Source organism: Corynebacterium sp. KPL2825 (genome assembly GCF_037908445.1).
Classification (GTDB): domain Bacteria; phylum Actinomycetota; class Actinomycetes; order Mycobacteriales; family Mycobacteriaceae; genus Corynebacterium; species Corynebacterium kefirresidentii.
The window spans coordinates 40,990-58,919 of the sequence record NZ_JBBMGI010000009.1; the positions used below are offsets into that span (position 1 = coordinate 40,990).

Below are 17,930 nucleotides of genomic sequence, written 5' to 3' on the forward strand. Positions count from 1 at the left end.
TTAGGGAGGACGAAATATTTACAGTGAAGTGAACTTTACACAATGCGGGGAGCTACGCGGGGCGCTAGCATGGCGCTTTGTGACTTTAGATCTATATGCAGACCCCATCGAACTAACCAAGGCGCTCGTGGATATTCCGAGCCCCTCCCACCATGAGGAGGCCATCGCAGACGCCGTCGAAGAAGCGCTGCGCGGTTTGGACGTCGAGGTTGCCCGCTACGGCAATACCGTGTGCGCCCGCACGAACCGTGGGCTAGATTCCCGCGTGGTGCTCGCCGGACACATTGATACCGTTCCGTTGGCAGAAAATGTACCGCATCACATGGAAACCACTAAAGACGGGGTGGAGATTATGTGGGGCTGTGGCACCGTAGACATGAAGTCAGGTATGGCCATCTACCTTAATGCCTTTGCCCAGCTGCACGAGTCGGAGGAGCTGAAACATGATCTTACTGTCATCGCCTATGAGGGTGAAGAAGTAGCTACTGAATTTAATGGCTTGGGCCATCTGCAAAAGGACCACCCGGAGTGGCTCGAGGGGGACTTCGCGCTTCTGGGCGAGCCCTCCGGAGCCATGGTGGAGGCCGGTTGCCAAGGCTCCATCCGCCTGCGCGTGACCGCACACGGCACCCGCGCGCACTCGGCCCGCGCCTGGCTCGGCTCCAATGCCGCGCATAAGCTCGCGCCCATCATGACCCGCATCGCCGCCTATGAGTCCCGCGACGTCACCATTGACGGCTGTACTTACCGCGAGGGCCTCAATATCGTTCACCTCGAGTCCGGCGTGGCCACAAATACGCTGCCGGATGAGGCTTGGATGTTTGTGAACTTCCGCTTCGCCCCGGACCGCACGAGCGAGGAGGCGCTGGAGTACATGAAATCCATCATCGGCGAGGAAGAAGATGTCACCATCGACATCGACGACATTGCCCCGGCCGCCCAGCCTGGGTTGGGCCAGCCTGCAGCCAAAGCTCTTATCGACGCCGTCGGGGGCAACGTCCGCGCCAAGTTTGGCTGGACCGACGTCGCCCGCTTCTCCGAAATGGGCACCCCGGCCGTGAACTTCGGCGCCGGTGACCCAGGGTTTGCGCATAAAAAGGACGAGCAGGTCCCCACCGCGCAGATTAGTGAAGTATCCACCGCCCTCCTGAAATACCTGAAGGGATAGACCATGACTCCTGAGCAGATGCGCACTCTGCGCGGCCCGATGCTGCTGCGCACCGAAGGCGAACAGGCCTCCACCTTTGACCAGCGGCTCTTGGAGTCCGGTGCAGACCACGAGTGGCAGCATGCCGATCCGTGGCGCGTGCTGCGCATCCAAGGCGAATTCGTCGCCGGCTTCGATGCGTTATCCAAGTTGCCGAAGGCCGTCACCGTCTTCGGCTCCGCACGCACCACGCCCGAGGACGCGAGCTACCAGCTGGGCGTCGAGGTCGGCCGCAAGCTGGCCGAGCACTCCTATGCCGTCATCACCGGTGGCGGCCCCGGCATCATGGAGGCAGCCAACCGTGGCGCCCACGAAGCCGGCGGGCTGTCCGTGGGCTTGGGCATCGAGCTTCCCCATGAGCAGGGCCTCAACGAGTACGTCGACCTGGGCCTGAATTTCCGCTACTTCTTCGCCCGCAAGACGATGTTCTTGAAGTACTCGCAGGCCTTCATTTGCCTACCTGGCGGCATGGGCACGATGGATGAGTTCTTCGAAGTCATGTGCATGGTGCAGACCGGCAAGGTGACCAATTACCCCATCGTGCTCATGGGCACCGAGTACTGGACCGGCCTTTTGGAATGGATGGACAAGACGCTAGCAGCGGGTGGATTTATCAACGAAAGCGACCGGGAGCTTTTCCTGCTTACCGACGACCCCGATGAAGCCGTCTCCCACATCATTAAGCGTCACGAGGTTATGAGCGATAAGCGCATCAGGGAGCCGCGTTGAGCCTCGCGCGTGTGATGGCGATTGTCAATCGCACCCCGGATTCTTTCTATGACAAGGGGGCAACCTTTGACCTCGACCCGGCGCTGCGCCGCTGCGATGAGGTGATCGCAGCCGGTGCTTCGATCGTCGATATTGGTGGCGTGAAGGCTGGCCCCGGCAAAGCTGTGGACGCGGCGGAGGAAATCGACCGCGTGGTGCCGACCATTGAGAAGGTGCATCAGCGCCACCCGGATGTCCTCATTTCCGTCGATACGTGGCGCAGCGAGGTGGCAGAGGCAGCCATTGCAGCCGGTGCCGGGCTCATAAATGACACCTGGGCGGGTTGGGATCCCGAGCTCATCGAGGTCGCCGGACACTACCGCGTGGGCTATGTCTGCTCTCACACCGGTGGTATCACCCCGCGCACCCGGCCGCACCGTGTCCATTTTGATGACGTGGTGGCCGATGTCATCGCGGAAACCACCCAGCTGGCCGAGCGCGCTGCCGCTCTCGGTTGCCCGGAGGACCTGACCTTCATCGATCCGACCCATGACTTTGGCAAGAACACCTTCCACGGTCTCGAGCTTTTGCGGCGCATAGACGAGGTCGTGGCCACCGGCTGGCCGGTGCTCATGGCGCTATCAAACAAAGATTTTGTGGGCGAGACGCTAGACCGCGGGGTAGGAGAGCGCGTTGCGGGTACCCTAGCCGCCACCGCGTGGTCCGCTGCCCGCGGAGTGGCCGCTTTCCGCGTCCACGAGGTGGCAGAAACCGCTGATGTCATCCGTATGACTGCCGCCATCCAAGGCGAGGTCGCCCCGCTAGCAACCACGCGAGGCCTTGCATGAGCGTCTCCGTTATCATTCCAGCGCTCAACGAGGAGGGCACCGTCGCAGACGTCGTGCGCGCCTGCCTTGCCGATAATCCGCTTGAGGTGCTGGTAATCGACGCCGACTCCTCAGACGCCACCGCGTCTCGCGCTGCGGCAGCTGGAGCCGACGTGCACAATTGGCGCGATATCCTCCCGGTGGAGCCGCGTCCCGGGAAAGGAGAATCCCTCTGGCGTGGGGTCGCCGCAGCGAAGGGAGACATAGTCGTCTTCGTCGATGCGGATCTTGAATCCGCCGCGCCCGGCATGGTCACCGCGCTGGCCGATCCCTTTGCCGACCCCGCGGTGGAAATGGTCAAGGCCCGCTACCGCCGCAGCCTCAACGGCCAGCCCACCGGCGGCGGCCGCGTCACCGAGCTGACAGCCAAACCGCTCATTAAGCAATTTTTCCCAGAGCTCGCTCATATCGACCAACCGCTCGGAGGCGAATACGCCCTGCGCCGCACCACCGCTCTCACTCTGCCCTTTGTAGAAGGCTACGGGGTGGAAGCGGGGCTATTGGTGGACGTCGGCAAGCGGGGCACAATAGCGCAGGTGGACTTGGGAACTCGGGTGCACCGCAACCGGCCGCTACATGAACTCGCGCCGATGGCCGAGGTAGTCGCGCGCACACTGCTCTCCCGCGCCGGGGTTACTGCGCCCGTTGCTCAACGCCCGCCGCTAAAAGGTAAGGTTTAAGCCATGCTGTCTTGGATTATGCTCCTCCTCGTCCTTTTCTCCCTGACCGTCATCGGGACCTGGGTATGGGGGTCGATTTTTGGCCGCGGCGAGGTTATGCACCCGCTCGATGAGCCGGAGAAGGTGCGCGAAAATAACCGCGCCGCTGCCCGCGAAGGGCGCCTTGACCAGGTGAAATTCGAGGTTGTGCCCCGCGGGTACCGCCAGGACCAAGTAGATGATCTCCTCGCACAACTAGAAGAGCAACTATCTTCCGCGCCGAAAAGGTCTAAGCTGGAAGGAAAAGAAGTTAACTAAAGGAGACTCACTATGGCAGCAATGAAGCCGCGCACCACGGGCGGAGAAATGGAAGCAGTAGAGGAGTCCCGCAAAATTGTCATGCGCATCCCCTCCGATGGCGGCGGGCGCATCGTCATCGAGCTGAGCAAGGACGAGGCCGCCGAGCTTGGTTCTCTGTTGACCGAGGTTTCTAGCTAGTCTAGATACATGCTTTCTCATATCGTCGACATTCTGGCTGATCCCAATGATGGCACCGCGCTTTCTGGTGCCGGTGATTTCTCTCGCTTGGTCTCGGAATCCGGCCACTCTTTTGATGTGGCCAAGCAGGGCTACGTCACCCTCGCGGCCGGCGCCGGACTCAAGCACAAGGGCGATGACATGGACATGGTCAACGCCCGCGAGACCTATTTGGCCATGGGGCACTTCGCGCCCTTCGTGGAGGCCGTGACTGGGGCAGTCCAAGGTGCGCTGGATTCCGCATCGTTGGCCGAATCTACGCCCGCCTCTCTGCTTGAGGTGGGCGCTGGTACGGGCTACTACTTGGCCCACACCCTCGACTCCATCGCTGAGGCCCGCGGCGTCGGGCTCGATATTTCCCCGCACGCCGCGAAGCACTTGGCTAAGTGCCACCCGCGCGTCGGTGCCGTCGTGGCCGATGTGTGGGAGCGCCTGCCCATTCGTGATGAGTCCGTCGACGCTATTTCCGTCGTCTTCGCCCCACGCAATCCGGCCGAATTCCAGCGCGTGCTCGTCCCAGGCGGCCAGGTCATCGTCTTGACCCCTGATGCCGGCCACTTGGACGAGCTGCGGGAGCCTTTGGGCATCCTCGGCGTGGAAGACGGCAAGGTGGAGCGCATGTACGAGCAGGCCGAGGGATACCTCGAGCAGGCGGCCGATCCGGTGGATATTTCGTTCCCCATTGAGCTCGATAAGGCCTCCGTTGCCGCGCAGGTTGGGATGAGCCCGTCCGCGCGTCACATTAGCGCCGGAGAACTCGCCGAGCGCATGGCAGCGTTGCCCCCGACGCTCACGGTTACCGCCCGCGCTCGACTGGACCGCCTCCGCGCAGTTTAGCCTCGGCCCTTCTGCCTCATCTCCGCCCTTCGCGCTCACTAGCAGCGCGTGGGGCGGTTCTTTTCGTTGTTCCGGTGAGCGCGAGGGGTGGTTCCTCGCCCTTGCCGCTCACCAGCACACGCTTTCCGACGCCCCATCGCCTCCCCGTGAGCGCGAAGGGCGCGCGGCGTGACATCGCCCCGTACCGCGGGTGGCGCGGGTGCCGCGGGTCCGGAAACACACAACCCCGCCCTTGCCGCTCACCGGGAGCAGCGCAACCGCAGTGGGCGGCTGTGCCGGTGAGCGCGAAGGGCGGGGTGGAGAACCGAGCGGGGCGTCGGGTGATGTTTAGAGCTTGGAGCCGGAGCGCTGCCAGTCCTGCTCGATAACGGCATCGCCGGAGGTTTCGACGCGCAGCCCAGAGCAGCCGCCTTCGAAGTAGACGCGGGAGGCCATGGCGATGAGGCCACCATCGACGAATACCTCGACGGTGGAACCGTCTTGGATAATGGTGAGGGTGTCGGAGTCGCCCTCGGCAAGCGTGGCGGTGGCGGGCTCAGAATCGGCAAAGCAATGATTGAAAGCCTTGTTCATTGAGCGATCGAGGCTGATGTCATCGCCGGAGTGGCGGATGGTGGCGGCGGGGTCACCGGCGCCGTCGAGAAGCGTGACGGTGACGCAGGAACCGGAAGGCACCTCCATGACGCCGGTCCATGAGCGGGCGTAATCGGAAAGCTTAACGGCATCGGGCAAGCCCCGGGCGGGGGCTTGGTAGAGGACGCCGCCCTCGAGGGTAACTCGGCGGGGTAAGGAAAGGGCATTGGCCCAGCCTTCGGCTTCCCACGAGGCGTGCTTGGTGGCGTCATCGCCGCGGCCGTTGCCGTTGAGGAGGCCAACGATAACGGCGCGCTCATAGCGCTGCTCGGGGGTGAGCGTGCCGGTGGTGGTGTTGGTACTGCGTGGGCGGGAGAAATCGTGGCCGAAGTCTACGCGGCGGAAGCCGGAGACCACGGTAAAGGTGGTGCCTTCCAGCCGGCCGACGAGGTAGCCGGAGACGTCGCGGCCGCCACGCTCCAAGGTGACAAAGAGGACGTCGTAGACATTGCCGTCAACCTCATCGCGCAGTCGGACTAGGCGCGGGGAGACGACCGGCGGAATGGGCGAGGTAGCGGGGACCTCGCCCTCTAGGAAGCCAGGGTCGCCGTCGAACTTGAGGCTGCCGCGCAGGCGCCAAGACACGCCGTCGGCGGATTCGAGGATGACGGGAACCGGGGCGTCGGAGTGGCCGGTGAGAGCCAACATGAGCCAACCGTCGTGGCCGTCATCGCGGTCCTCTGAGGCCCAGTCGGGCACCACGGAGGGGGAGCGGAAATGATCGAAGTTGCGGGTATTGCCCACGACTTCGCCAAAACGAACGACATTGGGGTCGAGCGCCTGTGGGTCATCGGAGACCTCGCAGATTTCGTCCACGTTGGCGTAGCGGGCGAGGTGAACGGCGATTCCGGCGGCGGTCACGGAGGTGAAGTAGAGATGGATATCGTCTGGGCCTTGGGCTACGGAACCTGCGCGCAGGGAGAGCTCGCCGCCGACGGGGGCGAGGGCATCGTCACAGTCCAACCAGTCAAAGGGAGACTCTTCGGAGTAGGTGTGTCCCCAGCGCGCCGGGGAGTCCGCGGTGGGGCGGTACTGGTAGAACAGATGCCAAGTATCGCCATCGCGCAGGATTCCGGCGGGGGCGTCGAGGACGCCGTCTTCAGGGACAAAATGCAGTTCGGGGCGGTGGGTTGTCACGGCTATCCTTCCTTAAATCAGACTGCGGTAAATATCGACGGTCTGGGCGGCAATCGTAGCCCAAGAAAAATCACGAATGGCACGCTCGCGGCCGGCGCGCCCAAATTCGGCAGCGCGCTTTTTATCGGCGGCGACGTCATTGACTGCAGCGGCGAGGTCGGCCTCGAAGGCTGCGGTATCGGTGGCGTCGTAATGCACTAGCACGCCGGTCTCACCATCGACTACTACCTCGGGAATGCCGCCCACGTTGGAGGCAACAACGGCCGTGCCACAGGCCATTGCTTCCAAGTTCACGATGCCCAGCGGTTCGTAGATGGACGGGCAGACAAAAACATCGGCACCGGTGTAAATCTGCTGGACCTCGTTGCGCGGGAGCATATCCTTGACCCAGAAAATGCCATCGCGCTGGGCGCGCAACTCATCGACCAGTGCCTCGGTCTCGGCCGCGATTTCGGGCGTATCAGGGGCGCCGGCACACAAGACCAGCTGGATGTCTGGATCGAATTTCTGCGCCGCCTGCAGCAGGTGCTTTACGCCCTTTTGCCGGGTGATGCGTCCGACGAAGGCAGCGATGGGGCGCTGCTTATCGACGCCCAGCTTGTCCAAAACATCGCCCTCTCGCGGCTGCCATAGCTCGGTGTCGATGCCGTTGAGGACGACGTGGACCTTGGAGGCATCGATGCGCGGATAGGCATCGAGGATGGAGTCCTTCATACCGGCAGAGACGGCGATTACGGCATCGGCATATTCCATGGCGTTCTTTTCGGACCATGAGGAGATGTCATAGCCGCCGCCAAGCTGCTCGCGCTTCCAAGGGCGGTGCGGCTCGAGAGAGTGGGCGGTGACCACATGCGGAATATCATAAAGCCGGGCGGAGAGGTGGCCAGCAAGGCCCGTATACCACGTGTGGGAGTGGGCGATGTCGATATCGGAGGCGGCATCGGCCATGCGCAGCCCAGTGGACAAGGTCTGCAGCGCGCCGTTGGCATCCTCGAGTGCGGGATCTACGCCGTGGACAAAGACGTCTTTTTCTTCGCGCGGGGAGCCCATGCAGTGCACGGAGACATCGATGATATCGCGCATGAAACGGGTGAGCTCAGCTACGTGAACTCCGGCTCCGCCGTATATTTCCGGCGGGTATTCTTTGGAAAAGATTCCGGCTCTCATGCCCACCCAGAATACGTATCTCTGCTGTCATGTGCAGAATTCCGATATGGGGGTAAAAATGTGCAAAGTTCTGCTGCGGAATGTGGGATTTGCGGATAGGTTTGAAAACGTGAGAAGCCTGCCGAATGTCCTAGCCATTGTCCTCGCCGGCGGTGAGGGAAAGCGCCTTTTCCCCCTGACCGAAGACCGCGCCAAGCCCGCCGTACCCTTCGGTGGTTCCTACCGCCTCGTTGATTTCGTTTTGTCCAATCTGGTCAATGCCGGTTATCTCAAGATTGCGGTGCTGACCCAGTACAAGTCCCATTCTCTGGACCGCCACATTTCCCAGGCGTGGAACTTGGCGGGGCCGACCCCGCAGTATATTGCCTCGGTGCCCGCCCAGCAGCGCCGCGGCAAGCGCTGGTACAACGGCTCGGCAGATGCAATTGTGCAGTCGCTGAACCTCATCTATGACGAGAATCCGGATTATGTCATCGTCTTTGGTGCAGACCACGTATACCGCATGGATCCGGCACAGATGGTAGAAGAGCATATCGCCACCGGATTGGATTGTTCGGTGGCAGGTATTCGCGTACCGCGCTCGGAAGCGACGGCCTTTGGCTGCATCCAAGCCGATGGCATGGGCACGATTACGCAATTCGTGGAAAAGCCCGCGGACCCGCCGGCTACTCCGGATGATCCGAATATGAGCTATGCCTCGATGGGCAATTATGTCTTTACAGCGCAGGCGCTTATCGACGCCCTTTTGGAGGACGAAAAGAACGAGGACTCCGCCCACGATATGGGCGGTGATATTATCCCGTACTTTGTGGAGCGGGGACAGGCGCATGTGTACGATTTCATGGCCAATGAAGTGCCAGGGGCTACTGAGCGTGACCACGGCTACTGGCGCGACGTCGGCACCATCGATTCCTTCTACGAGGCGCACATGGACATGATTTCGGTGCACCCGATTTTCAACCTTTATAACCAGAATTGGCCGATCCACTCGACGGATGATTCCAATTTCCCACCGGCCAAGTTCGTGCAAAACGGCATCGCGCAGTCGTCGATGGTGGCCCCAGGCTGCATCGTCTCTGGCGGCACTGTGCGCAATTCAGTGCTGGCGTCCGATGTCCATGTGGCCGACGGAGCTACGGTCGAAGGATCAGTGATCCTGCCTGGCGTGCGTATCGGGCGCGGTGCAGTGGTGCGCCGCGCGATCCTAGATAAGAACGTCGTCGTTAGTGATGGCGCGATTATCGGAGTGGACCGCGAGCGTGATGAAGAGCGCTTTAAGGTTTCTGACGGCGGCGTGGTCGTCGTCGGCAAAAACCAAAAGGTCTAGAGCTTCGTCACGAGGGTGAGCCCGGAACCCAGCGGCAAGCGGGTTACGCTCGCCCCCTCGAGCTCGCGCAGGTACTCGTCTGCTTCGCGGGCGGCGGCGGTGTCGCGGTCGGTCCGGGAGGCGTCGGCAAGCGTGCCATCGAGCAAAGAATTAGCCAAGACTAGGGTGCCGCGCTGGTGCAGCAGTGGCCAGGCGGCCTTGATGATGGCTGGTAACTCGAGCGCGGCGACGTCGGCGTAGATCACCTGATAAGCATCGTTGGCAAGGCGACCCATGACTTCGAGTGGGCGCGATGGCAAAAAACGGCCGCGGGATGGCGCGTAGCCGGCCTCGCGGAATGCGGTCTTGGCGCTGCGCTGGTGCTCCGCCTCGGGGTCGATGCAGGTCAAAATGCCGTTATCGGGCATGCCGGCGAGCACATAGAGACCCACTACATTGGCGGCCGGGGTAATGGCCACAGCTTGAGGACGCTCGGTGGAACCAGTGGAGGCGGCCGTCAGGGTGGTGAGCAGCTGGCCGGTGGATTCATCCGGGACTGGCAAGCCGTACTCTGCGGCGTGGTCGCGTGCGCCACTTAGGGCCGGGGATGCTTCGCTGTTGGTCTCGATATAAGAACGCAGTGCTTCGTATGCGGTATTAGTCACGTAATAAACCATAGGGAAAAGTGTCCGCCAATGTGGCAAAAACGCGCTTAGCCAGCAAGGTTGTGGTCGGTGGGGATAATGTGACGGGTTCACAGGATATTATCAGTACTATGGCTGGAGTTTCTGTGCTGAGTGTAGAAAGATGACATGCATGACAAAGATGAAGCGCGATGCCGAATCCCTTCAACCTGCAACCTCTGAGGCAGAGTTGACCGGTACCGCAGCATTCGATGCTGGCACGGGCGACATGCCCGCTTGGGGTGACCTCGTGGCCGAGCACGCCGATGGGGTCTACCGCTTGGCTTATCGCCTGTCTGGCAATCAGCATGACGCCGAGGATCTCACCCAGGAAACCTTCATGCGCGTCTTCCGCTCCTTGGACAAGTATCAAGCCGGAACGTTTGAAGGCTGGTTGCACCGTATTACCACTAACCTCTTTTTGGATATGGTTCGTCACCGTTCCAAGATCCGCATGGAGGCCCTGCCAGAGGATTATGAACGCGTTCCTGGTACGGATATGACCCCGGAGCAGGCTTATTCCGTGGCTAACCTGGATCCAGCTTTGCAGTCCGCGCTCGACGGGCTGGCTCCCGATTTCCGCGTGGCCGTGGTCCTGTGCGATGTCGTTGGGATGAGCTATGACGAGATTGCAGAGACCCTTGGTGTCAAGATGGGTACGGTGCGCTCACGCATCCACCGCGGCCGCTCCCAGCTACGTGCGGCGCTAGAAAAAGAGGCGCAAACCAATGCGGAAACGCGCATGCTGCTGCGTACGCGCTAAACTTTAGAGAAACTGCATAGTCCCCGCTGCCGGCGGGGACTTTCCGCGTCAATGAAGGCCGAGCAACTAGTGGAGGAGGGATCGATGGACTCGCTGCGAGGACGCCGAACCTTGTCCACGCTGAGCGTGCACGGCGGATTTGATGCCGCCCAAGCAAAGGCTCGCGATAGGGCGAAGGCCAAGGCGCGGCGTAGCGATACCATCGGGCATTTGGGCCCAGAGGCGGTTGTTGCCTTTGTGGACGGCGAGATGGAGCCAAAATTTATGCACCGTGTGCGCATTCACCTGGTGCACTGCGCTGAATGCCGCGCGGATGTGCATCAGCAGCGTCGTGCCTCGGAATGGGTGCGCCACTGCGCGGAGTCCGCAACGGTCAAGGCGCCGCAGTCCTTGCTCGCGAAGCTCGCAGGCATTGCCACGGAGGGGGTAGCGCCCGGGCCTGATGCAGCAACGCCGGCGCACCGGCCCCAGCAGGACTTCTTAGACAAGGTGGAGATGGTGGTTCGCGCAATCAAGCACAATCAGCGCGGCTAAGAGCGAAGGACTAGTATTTAAGCGTGTTTTCTTCCATTGGTTGGCCCGAGATTTTCGTCATTGTGCTCTTGGGCATCATCGTCATCGGCCCAGAACGCATGCCTGAGGTGATTAAGGACGTGCGCGCAGCCATCTATGCGGCGCGGAAGGCCATCAATAATGCCAAGGCGGAGCTCAATGGGGAGATGGGCTCTATTACCTCGGAATTTGATGATATCCGTGGCCCGCTTACCCAAGCCGCGCAGTGGACGCGTCTGGGGCCGAAGGGCGCAATCACCAAGGCGCTTTTCGACGGCGACGAATCCGCCTGGGATGACTTCAATCCCCAGAAGATGGCAGAAGATATTAAGAGCAATACCGCTCCCAAGGAGCCGGAGCAGCAACAACCGCAACAGCGCCCAAGCTTCGACTATTCCCAGGTTTATGCCGAACAGCCGCAGCAGCCACAGCCACAGCCGCACCAGCGCGCCGCAGCTTCGCAACCGCAATCGACGGAGCAACCCGCGACCGAAAAGAAACCGCCGCGCGGTGGGGAAGAATCCACCGGCGGCGGCATGTGGGAAGATGTAACCTAGGGGCTAGTTCACGCCCAAGTTCAGATTTTTGCCCACTAGGGAATCGGAGCGGATGGCCAGTTTATCGGCCACCGCCTGGATCTGTTGGGCGGCGGGGGACTCGGGGGCATCTATAACGATCGGAGTGCCGGCATCGCCACCGCTGCGCAGGGTGGGATCCAGAGGCACCGAAGCCAGCAGTGGAACCTCATGGCCAAGAATGACGCCGAGGCGATCGGCCACAATCTGTCCGCCGCCGGTACCAAAGACATCCATGGTGGAGCCATCCGGCATGACCATAGCGCCCATATTCTCAATCACGCCGGCCACGCGCTGGCGCGTCTGCTGGGAGATGGACCCGGCACGCTCTGCCACCTCGGCGGCCGCGGCCTGCGGGGTGGTTACGATAAGTAGCTCCGCATTAGGGATGAGCTGGGCCACGGACAGGGCGATATCGCCCGTGCCTGGAGGAAGATCCAGCAGGAGAACGTCTAGGTCACCCCAGAAAACGTCGGCCAAGAACTGCTGCAATGCACGGTGGAGCATAGGTCCGCGCCAGACCACAGGGGCGTTGCCTTCGACGAATTGCCCGATGGAGATGTGCTTAATGCCGTGGGAAATCGGGGGCAAAAGCATCTCATCATCGAGAACGGTCGGGCCATCGGTGCAGCCCAGCAAATTAGGAACAGAGTGGCCGTAAATATCGGCATCGACGATGCCGACTTTAAGCCCCTTGTGCACCAGCGCCGCGGCGAGATTTACCGTCATCGAGGACTTGCCGACGCCGCCCTTGCCAGAAGCCACCGCAAAGACACGCGTGGTGGATTCTGGCTTGGCAAACGGGATTTCCGGCTCAGCTTGGCCGCCACGAAGCTTCTTTTTCAGCTCGCGGCGCTGCTCATCACTCATGGCTTCCATCGTCACGGTGACGTTTCCTACGCCCTCAATATCCTCTACTGCTGCGCGAGTATTGGACTCGATGGTGGACTTCATGGGGCAGCCAGCGATGGTGAGGTAAATTTCTACGGCTACATCGTTTCCGGTGACAGAAACTGATTTCACCATGTTGAGCTCGGTGATGGGACGCCCGATTTCGGGATCTTCAACGCGGGAAAGTGCCTCGCGTACGGCGGATTCAGTAATAACGCTAGACATAACCCTTGCCATCTTAGTCGGGCCGCAACAGGAGGTAAACACGCCCTCGGTGTAGAATCATCTAGACGCTCGATCGCCGCCAATCTGAAGGAGAATAGTATCGCCATGCGCAGCTGTGCCCGCCCTGCCCACGCCATTGCTGGCGTGGTGCTCTCTGCCATGCTGCTTACCGGCTGCTCCTCCCAGTTTGATGGAGATCCTTATGCGGATAATGCTAAGCGTGCCCCCGTTGGCATCATGGTAGATGCTAGTGAGACCGACCAAGTAGTGCTGGCGGAGATCTTTCGCCAAGAGCTGATCAGACAGGGGCGTGAGGCCTCCCTTGTTAGGGAGGATATTTTCCAAGAGTCTAGGTCCGGTCGCTATTTGAACCCCAATGGTAATTTTTATGTCGGGTGCACGGGGGCTTTTCTCAGCGTTCTCAATCCCGGTGAGGCGCGGGAAATATCCAAGGACTATAGAAAAGCTCAGCACTCCTCCCAACCAGGCGGTGAGGACTACCTAGCGCGTACTCACATCGCTTTAATGTCTGCACTTCCAGGCGACCTAGGCGCGGTGGAACCATCCAGCGCCACTGGCTGTGAGGACGCGGAGCCAAAGCTCCCCGAGAATTTTGTGGCGCTCTACCAGGATGATCTCTTGGACCGCGAGGAACGCCAATCTATAGCTTCATTGACGAAGTTCATCACGCGAAAAGACATCTCTGAATTGGCGCAAGAGGCAGAGCAAAAAGGCGACGTGGCAAAAGTGGTTCGCACGTGGCTGCACGGCTCCGGCACGAAAATGCTCGATGAGGAAGGCGACTCAGATTCTTCCGGTGGGTCTGATCTCACCGGAGGCTCCAAATAGTTTTTCTTTGGCGGGTAGGCGAAAGTTTCCAGGCGTCGACAACTCGGAAACCACCAAGTCAAGTAAAACCAACGGGCCCGACAGCTCGTGGTTATCTGAACGGCGCCCAAAGCCTTCGAGCTTGACGTAGATGCCAATTCCCGAACAATTCAGCAGGTCCGATCAACGGTGCTGTTGCGAACGCGGTCGGCCATAGCACAGCAATACCCTCACTCCCTCCCTTCGCGCTCACCGGTAACGCACCTTTCTCGCAGCGGTCACTCCCCGTGAGCGCGAAAGGAGTGAAGTGTGCGCTAAGTACGTGAGAGGCAAGGAGAGTCGAGTCAGAAGAGAGTTCTAGTTGAGAAGCGAGCCGAGTCCGTAGTTCCTGAGGAACGTTGGTCCGCATGAGTAAACCCCAGTGAGGAGTCCTCACTGGGGTTTAAACAATTCGAAGAGCTCTAGATGTCAAAAGCTTCTTCCAGCAGGTTCTTCTGCTCAATCTGGTGCACCTTGGCATTGCCGGTAGCAGTCGAGGACTGGGCACGGCGGGAAACGCGAACCATTTCAGGCATATCTGGGATCAGGGTGCGCAGGTGCTCATTGTAGAACGGCCATGGACCCTGGTTGGCCGGCTCGTCCTGTACGAAGCGAATCTGGGTGGCATTCGGGTAAGCCTCAAATGCCTCGCGCAGGCGGTTGAACGGAATCGGGTGGAGCATCTCCACGCGGACGATGGCGATGTCATCGCGGCCGTCGGCCTCGCGCTTCTTCTCCAGATCCCAGTACAGCTTGCCGGAGACCAGCATGATGGTCTTGACCTTGTCGGTATCGCCGACTTTCTTGCCGTCAACGTCAACGTAGTTCGGATCGTTGATAACGGACTGGAAGCGCTTGACCTCGGTGAAGTCTTCCACAGCGGAGGTGGCCGCCTTGTTGCGCAGCATGGACTTCGGGGTGAAGACGACCAATGGACGCTTCATCTCACCAAGTGCCTGGCGGCGCAGCAGGTGGAAGTGGTTAGCCGGGGTGGAAGGCTGAGCCACGGTCATCGAGCCCTCAGCGCACAGCTGGAGGTAGCGCTCAATGCGGGCGGAGGAGTGGTCCGGACCCTGGCCCTCGTAGCCGTGCGGCAGCAGGAGTACCAGGCTGGACAGCTGGCCCCACTTGGCCTCACCGGAGGAGATGTACTCATCGATAATGGTCTGGGCGCCGTTGGCGAAGTCACCGAACTGTGCCTCCCACGCCACGAGGGCGTCTGGGTTGCCCACGGTGTAGCCGTATTCGAAGCCCATGCCAGCGTACTCGGTCAGCGCGGAGTTGTAGACCATGAACTTGCCGCCATTGCCCTTGGAGGTGGCGATGGCGTGCATCGGGTTGTACTCATTGCCGTTGCGTGGGTCGAATGTAACGGCGTGGCGCTGGGTGAAGGTACCGCGGCGGGAATCTTCACCAGCCAGGCGGACGACCTTGCCCTCGCCGGCCAGGGAACCGAAGGCGATGAGTTCGCCCCAACCCCAGTCGATGCCGCCCTCGCGGGAAGACTTCTCGCGATCCTTGGCTACCTTGCCCACGCGCTTGTGGTACTCGAAGTCCTCTGGTGGGTTGCCATAGGCGGCACCCAGCTCGGCGAGTTCCTCGGCGGTGATGGAGGTATCCAGGCCGCGGGTGAGCTCCTGGGAGGAGGTGATGCCAGTCTGCTCCTTCGGGCGAGCCTTGCCAGCTTCCTTGTGCTCAGCAAAGACGGACTCCATCTGATCATGGAAGTCGCGTGCGGCTGCTTCGGCGTCTTCGGCGGAGAGGTCACCACGGCCGATGAGGTCGTTGGTGTAGCGCTCGCGCACTGCCTTGTGCTCGTCGATGACAGAGTAAAGCTCTGGCTGGGTCATGGATGGGTCATCGGCCTCGTTGTGACCGCGCAGGCGGTAGACCATGAGGTCGATGAAGACATCCTTGCCAAACTGGCGGCGGTACTCGGCAGCCATCTGGCCCACCCAGACAACTGCTTCTGGGTCGTCGCCATTGACGTGGAAGACCGGGCAGTCGAAGCCCTTGGCCAAGTCGGTGGCGTAGTGGGTGGAACGGCCGGAATCCGGGGTAGTGGTGAAGCCCACCTGGTTATTGACCACGATGTGGACGGTGCCGCCGTTGGTATAACCGCGCAGCTGGGACAGGTTGATGGTCTCCTGGACAATGCCCAGGCCGGTGAAGGATGCATCGCCGTGGAGCATGACCGGAACAACGGTGTGGCCCTCTGGGCCCTTGTCCAAAATGTCCTGCTTAGCGCGCGCGGTGCCTTCCATGACTGGGTCCACGGCCTCGAGGTGGGACGGGTTGGCAGCAAGGGTGACCTTGATTTCGCCATCGCCGAACATCTGGAGGTGGTGGCCCTCAGAACCCAAGTGGTACTTAACGTCACCGGAGCCGCCGAGCTGGCCGCCCTTGTAGTTGCCGTCGAACTCGCCGAAGATATCGGCCAGCGGCTTGCCCACGATATTGAAGAGAACGTTCAGGCGGCCGCGGTGCGGCATACCGATGACGACCTCGTCCAAATCCTGGCCAGCGGCAGTATCGATGATGGAATCCAGCAACGGAATGAGGGTCTCAGCGCCCTCGAGGGAGAAGCGCTTCTGGCCCACGTACTTGGTCTGCAAGAAGTTCTCGAATGCCTCGGCGGCATTAACCTTCTGCAGGATGTACTTCTGCTCCGCGTTGGTGGGCTTCGGCATGCCAGCCTCGAGGCGGTCCTGCAGCCAGCTGCGCTCATCGCGGTCCAAGATGTGGGTGTACTCGGAGCCGACCTTCAAGGTATAGGCGGCGCGCAGGCGAGACAGCACCTCGCGCAGAGTCATCTGCTCCTTGCCGCCAAAGCCACCGACGTTGAAGGTGCGGTCCAGATCCCAAATGGTCAGGCCGTGGGTCGCGATATCGAGGTCGCGGTGATCCGGGTTAGGCAGTCCCGGCTGTACCCAACCCAGCGGGTTGGTATCGGCAAGCAGGTGGCCGCGGGAGCGGTAGGACTCGATGAGCTGCATGACGCGGGTGTTCTTGTCCACGCCGGAGTTTGGCACGTCCTGTGCCCAACGGAATGGCTCATAAGGCACGCCCATGGAGGAGAAGAGGTCGTCCCAGAACGCGCCGTCGACAAGCAGCTGGCCAATGGTGCGCAAAAATTCGCCGGACTCTGCACCCTGGATAACGCGGTGGTCATAGGTGGAGGTCAAGGTAACCAGGCGGCCTACACCTAGGTCAGCCAAGCGATCTGCGGAAGCACCGGCGAACTCGGCCGGATAATCCATAGAGCCCACGCCGATGATGGAGCCTGCGCCCTTAGTCAGGCGGGCGATGGAGTGGCGGGTGCCGATGCCGCCCGGGTTGGTGAGGTTAATGGTCACACCAGAGAAGTCATCCATGGTGAGCTTGTTCTTGCGAGAACGAGTAACAATGTCCTCATATGCCGCAACAAACTCGGAGAAGGACTTGGTCTCGCACTCCTTGATGGCAGCGACGACCAAAGCGCGGGAGCCATCCTTCTGCGGCAGGTCAATGGCCAGGCCTAGGTTAATGTGCTCCGGCTGGATGACATAAGGCTTGCCGTCCTTGAGCTCGTAGCGCACGTTCATATCTGGGTGCAGCTGCACGGCCTTGACCATGGCGTAGCCGATGATGTGGGTAAAGGAGATCTTGCCACCGCGGGTGCGCTTGAGGTGGTCATTGATCATGGAACGGTTTTCCCACATGAGCTTGACCGGCATATCGCGCACGGTGGTAGCGGTAGGAATTTCCAGGGATTCTTCCATGTTCTTAGCAATGGCCTTGAACATGCCCTTGAGCTGGCGCTCTTCGCCGCCCTTGTAGTCCGCAATATGGTCCAGCGGGGACTCAGACTTCTTTACGGACTGCTGTGCCTTAGCGGACTTCTCCTGTGCCTTGGACACGGACTTATCCACGTTGGTTTCGCGGACCTCCTGCTTGCGGGCGGTAGTAGTACCCTCAGTCTTCTTCGCGGCTGGCTTAGACGGCTTCGCGGCCTCCTTGGCTGGGGCCTTGGACTTAGGCGCGCCGTTTGCCTCGAAGTAGTCGCGCCACTCCTTATCTACGGAGCTCGGGTCCTTGGAGTACTGCTGGAACTGCTCGTCTATCAGCCACGCATTGGGGCCGAAGATATTCGATGTGCTCACGGCAGGTATTCGCCTCATTTCTCTGCTTTAAAATGGTCGTTTATTCGGCTTTAGTGCGGCCTTTGTACGAGCGCATACGTCACCCGCCAAAGAGTCTGCCTACATGATACGGGGCATACCCCTAAACTCACTATGTTAGGGGTATCAATAGCCC

At 60.8% G+C, this 17,930-nt stretch carries 17 protein-coding genes; 12 read left to right on the forward strand and 5 right to left on the reverse strand.

Annotation, left to right across the window (positions count from 1 at the left end; translation table 11 throughout):
• Positions 1–79 precede the first annotated feature (79 nt).
• Genes dapE through WMQ00_RS08305 form a run of 7 tightly spaced genes read left to right on the forward strand, consistent with a single transcriptional unit; the run spans position 80 to position 4,835 of the window.
• On the forward strand, positions 80–1,168 hold the full coding sequence (gene dapE, locus WMQ00_RS08275) for a succinyl-diaminopimelate desuccinylase (RefSeq protein WP_086588085.1): 1,089 nt from the start codon (positions 80–82) through the stop codon (positions 1,166–1,168).
• A 3-nt stretch (positions 1,169–1,171) separates the two neighbouring features.
• The gene (locus tag WMQ00_RS08280) at positions 1,172–1,936 is read left to right on the forward strand and encodes an LOG family protein (RefSeq protein WP_023021839.1); all 765 of its coding nucleotides are present in this window, start codon (positions 1,172–1,174) and stop codon (positions 1,934–1,936) included.
• Between the two features lie 14 nt (positions 1,937–1,950).
• Positions 1,951–2,763, forward strand: coding sequence for a dihydropteroate synthase (folP, locus tag WMQ00_RS08285; protein ID WP_034656441.1), 813 nt, complete (start codon positions 1,951–1,953; stop codon positions 2,761–2,763).
• Positions 2,760–3,482: a glucosyl-3-phosphoglycerate synthase gene (locus tag WMQ00_RS08290; RefSeq protein ID WP_200287772.1), complete on the forward strand. Its 723-nt coding sequence runs from the start codon at positions 2,760–2,762 to the stop codon at positions 3,480–3,482. The genes folP and WMQ00_RS08290 overlap by 4 nt, the downstream gene beginning before the upstream one ends.
• A gap of 3 nt (positions 3,483–3,485) precedes the next feature.
• Positions 3,486–3,779 carry a DivIVA domain-containing protein gene (locus WMQ00_RS08295; RefSeq protein ID WP_023021836.1) on the forward strand — a complete coding sequence of 98 codons (294 nt, stop codon included), beginning with the start codon at positions 3,486–3,488 and terminating at the stop codon, positions 3,777–3,779.
• 12 nt (positions 3,780–3,791) lie between these two features.
• Positions 3,792–3,959 (forward strand): DUF3117 domain-containing protein, encoded by a 168-nt coding sequence (locus WMQ00_RS08300; RefSeq protein ID WP_005323535.1) that lies wholly within the window; start codon positions 3,792–3,794, stop codon positions 3,957–3,959.
• A 9-nt stretch (positions 3,960–3,968) separates the two neighbouring features.
• Positions 3,969–4,835, forward strand: coding sequence for a methyltransferase domain-containing protein (locus tag WMQ00_RS08305; protein WP_340440874.1), 867 nt, complete (start codon positions 3,969–3,971; stop codon positions 4,833–4,835).
• 327 nt (positions 4,836–5,162) lie between these two features.
• On the opposite strand, the gene WMQ00_RS08310 is transcribed toward WMQ00_RS08305, so the two are convergent.
• Positions 5,163–6,605 carry a GH32 C-terminal domain-containing protein gene (locus WMQ00_RS08310; RefSeq protein ID WP_200287768.1) on the reverse strand — a complete coding sequence of 481 codons (1,443 nt, stop codon included), beginning with the start codon at positions 6,603–6,605 and terminating at the stop codon, positions 5,163–5,165.
• 12 nt (positions 6,606–6,617) lie between these two features.
• Positions 6,618–7,772 (reverse strand): glycogen synthase, encoded by a 1,155-nt coding sequence (gene glgA, locus WMQ00_RS08315; protein WP_340440875.1) that lies wholly within the window; start codon positions 7,770–7,772, stop codon positions 6,618–6,620.
• 109 nt (positions 7,773–7,881) lie between these two features.
• Here glgA and glgC point away from each other — a divergent pair, with 109 nt between their 5' ends.
• Complete coding sequence (glgC, locus tag WMQ00_RS08320) at positions 7,882–9,099, forward strand: glucose-1-phosphate adenylyltransferase (protein ID WP_086588169.1); 1,218 nt, start codon at positions 7,882–7,884, stop codon at positions 9,097–9,099.
• On the opposite strand, the gene WMQ00_RS08325 is transcribed toward glgC, so the two are convergent.
• Positions 9,096–9,743: an O-methyltransferase gene (locus WMQ00_RS08325; protein WP_200287764.1), complete on the reverse strand. Its 648-nt coding sequence runs from the start codon at positions 9,741–9,743 to the stop codon at positions 9,096–9,098. The two genes, glgC and WMQ00_RS08325, sit on opposite strands and share 4 nt — an antisense overlap.
• Positions 9,744–9,894: 151 nt before the next feature.
• Here WMQ00_RS08325 and sigE point away from each other — a divergent pair, with 151 nt between their 5' ends.
• From sigE to WMQ00_RS08340, 3 genes are all read left to right on the forward strand, one after another.
• Positions 9,895–10,524, forward strand: coding sequence for an RNA polymerase sigma factor SigE (gene sigE, locus WMQ00_RS08330; protein ID WP_034656442.1), 630 nt, complete (start codon positions 9,895–9,897; stop codon positions 10,522–10,524).
• 84 nt (positions 10,525–10,608) lie between these two features.
• Positions 10,609–11,058, forward strand: a complete 450-nt coding sequence (locus tag WMQ00_RS08335) for an anti-sigma factor family protein (RefSeq protein WP_023021829.1) — start codon at positions 10,609–10,611, stop codon at positions 11,056–11,058.
• A gap of 23 nt (positions 11,059–11,081) precedes the next feature.
• Positions 11,082–11,633, forward strand: a complete 552-nt coding sequence (locus WMQ00_RS08340; RefSeq protein WP_200287762.1) for a twin-arginine translocase TatA/TatE family subunit — start codon at positions 11,082–11,084, stop codon at positions 11,631–11,633.
• Positions 11,634–11,636: 3 nt separating this feature from the next.
• On the opposite strand, the gene WMQ00_RS08345 is transcribed toward WMQ00_RS08340, so the two are convergent.
• A complete protein-coding gene (locus WMQ00_RS08345; RefSeq protein ID WP_023021827.1) occupies positions 11,637–12,767 on the reverse strand; it encodes an Mrp/NBP35 family ATP-binding protein in 1,131 nt (376 codons plus the stop codon).
• 105 nt (positions 12,768–12,872) lie between these two features.
• Here WMQ00_RS08345 and WMQ00_RS08350 point away from each other — a divergent pair, with 105 nt between their 5' ends.
• On the forward strand, positions 12,873–13,616 hold the full coding sequence (locus WMQ00_RS08350; protein ID WP_259824389.1) for a hypothetical protein: 744 nt from the start codon (positions 12,873–12,875) through the stop codon (positions 13,614–13,616).
• 440 nt (positions 13,617–14,056) lie between these two features.
• Here WMQ00_RS08350 and WMQ00_RS08355 read toward each other — a convergent pair whose 3' ends face one another.
• Positions 14,057–17,776: a multifunctional oxoglutarate decarboxylase/oxoglutarate dehydrogenase thiamine pyrophosphate-binding subunit/dihydrolipoyllysine-residue succinyltransferase subunit gene (locus WMQ00_RS08355; RefSeq protein WP_445293063.1), complete on the reverse strand. Its 3,720-nt coding sequence runs from the start codon at positions 17,774–17,776 to the stop codon at positions 14,057–14,059.
• Positions 17,777–17,930: the final 154 nt, after the last annotated feature.

Coding starts and splice junctions, on each gene's coding strand:
- WMQ00_RS08295 (WP_023021836.1), top strand. CDS start 3,486: ATGCTGTCTTGGATTATGCTCCTCCTCGTCCTTTTCTCCCTGACCGTC.
- WMQ00_RS08300 (WP_005323535.1), top strand. CDS start 3,792: ATGGCAGCAATGAAGCCGCGCACCACGGGCGGAGAAATGGAAGCAGTA.
- WMQ00_RS08280 (WP_023021839.1), top strand. CDS start 1,172: ATGACTCCTGAGCAGATGCGCACTCTGCGCGGCCCGATGCTGCTGCGC.
- WMQ00_RS08350 (WP_259824389.1), top strand. CDS start 12,873: ATGCGCAGCTGTGCCCGCCCTGCCCACGCCATTGCTGGCGTGGTGCTC.
- WMQ00_RS08345 (WP_023021827.1), bottom strand. CDS start 12,767: ATGTCTAGCGTTATTACTGAATCCGCCGTACGCGAGGCACTTTCCCGC.
- glgA (WP_340440875.1), bottom strand. CDS start 7,772: ATGAGAGCCGGAATCTTTTCCAAAGAATACCCGCCGGAAATATACGGC.
- WMQ00_RS08305 (WP_340440874.1), top strand. CDS start 3,969: ATGCTTTCTCATATCGTCGACATTCTGGCTGATCCCAATGATGGCACC.
- WMQ00_RS08290 (WP_200287772.1), top strand. CDS start 2,760: ATGAGCGTCTCCGTTATCATTCCAGCGCTCAACGAGGAGGGCACCGTC.
- sigE (WP_034656442.1), top strand. CDS start 9,895: ATGACAAAGATGAAGCGCGATGCCGAATCCCTTCAACCTGCAACCTCT.
- folP (WP_034656441.1), top strand. CDS start 1,951: ATGGCGATTGTCAATCGCACCCCGGATTCTTTCTATGACAAGGGGGCA.
- WMQ00_RS08335 (WP_023021829.1), top strand. CDS start 10,609: ATGGACTCGCTGCGAGGACGCCGAACCTTGTCCACGCTGAGCGTGCAC.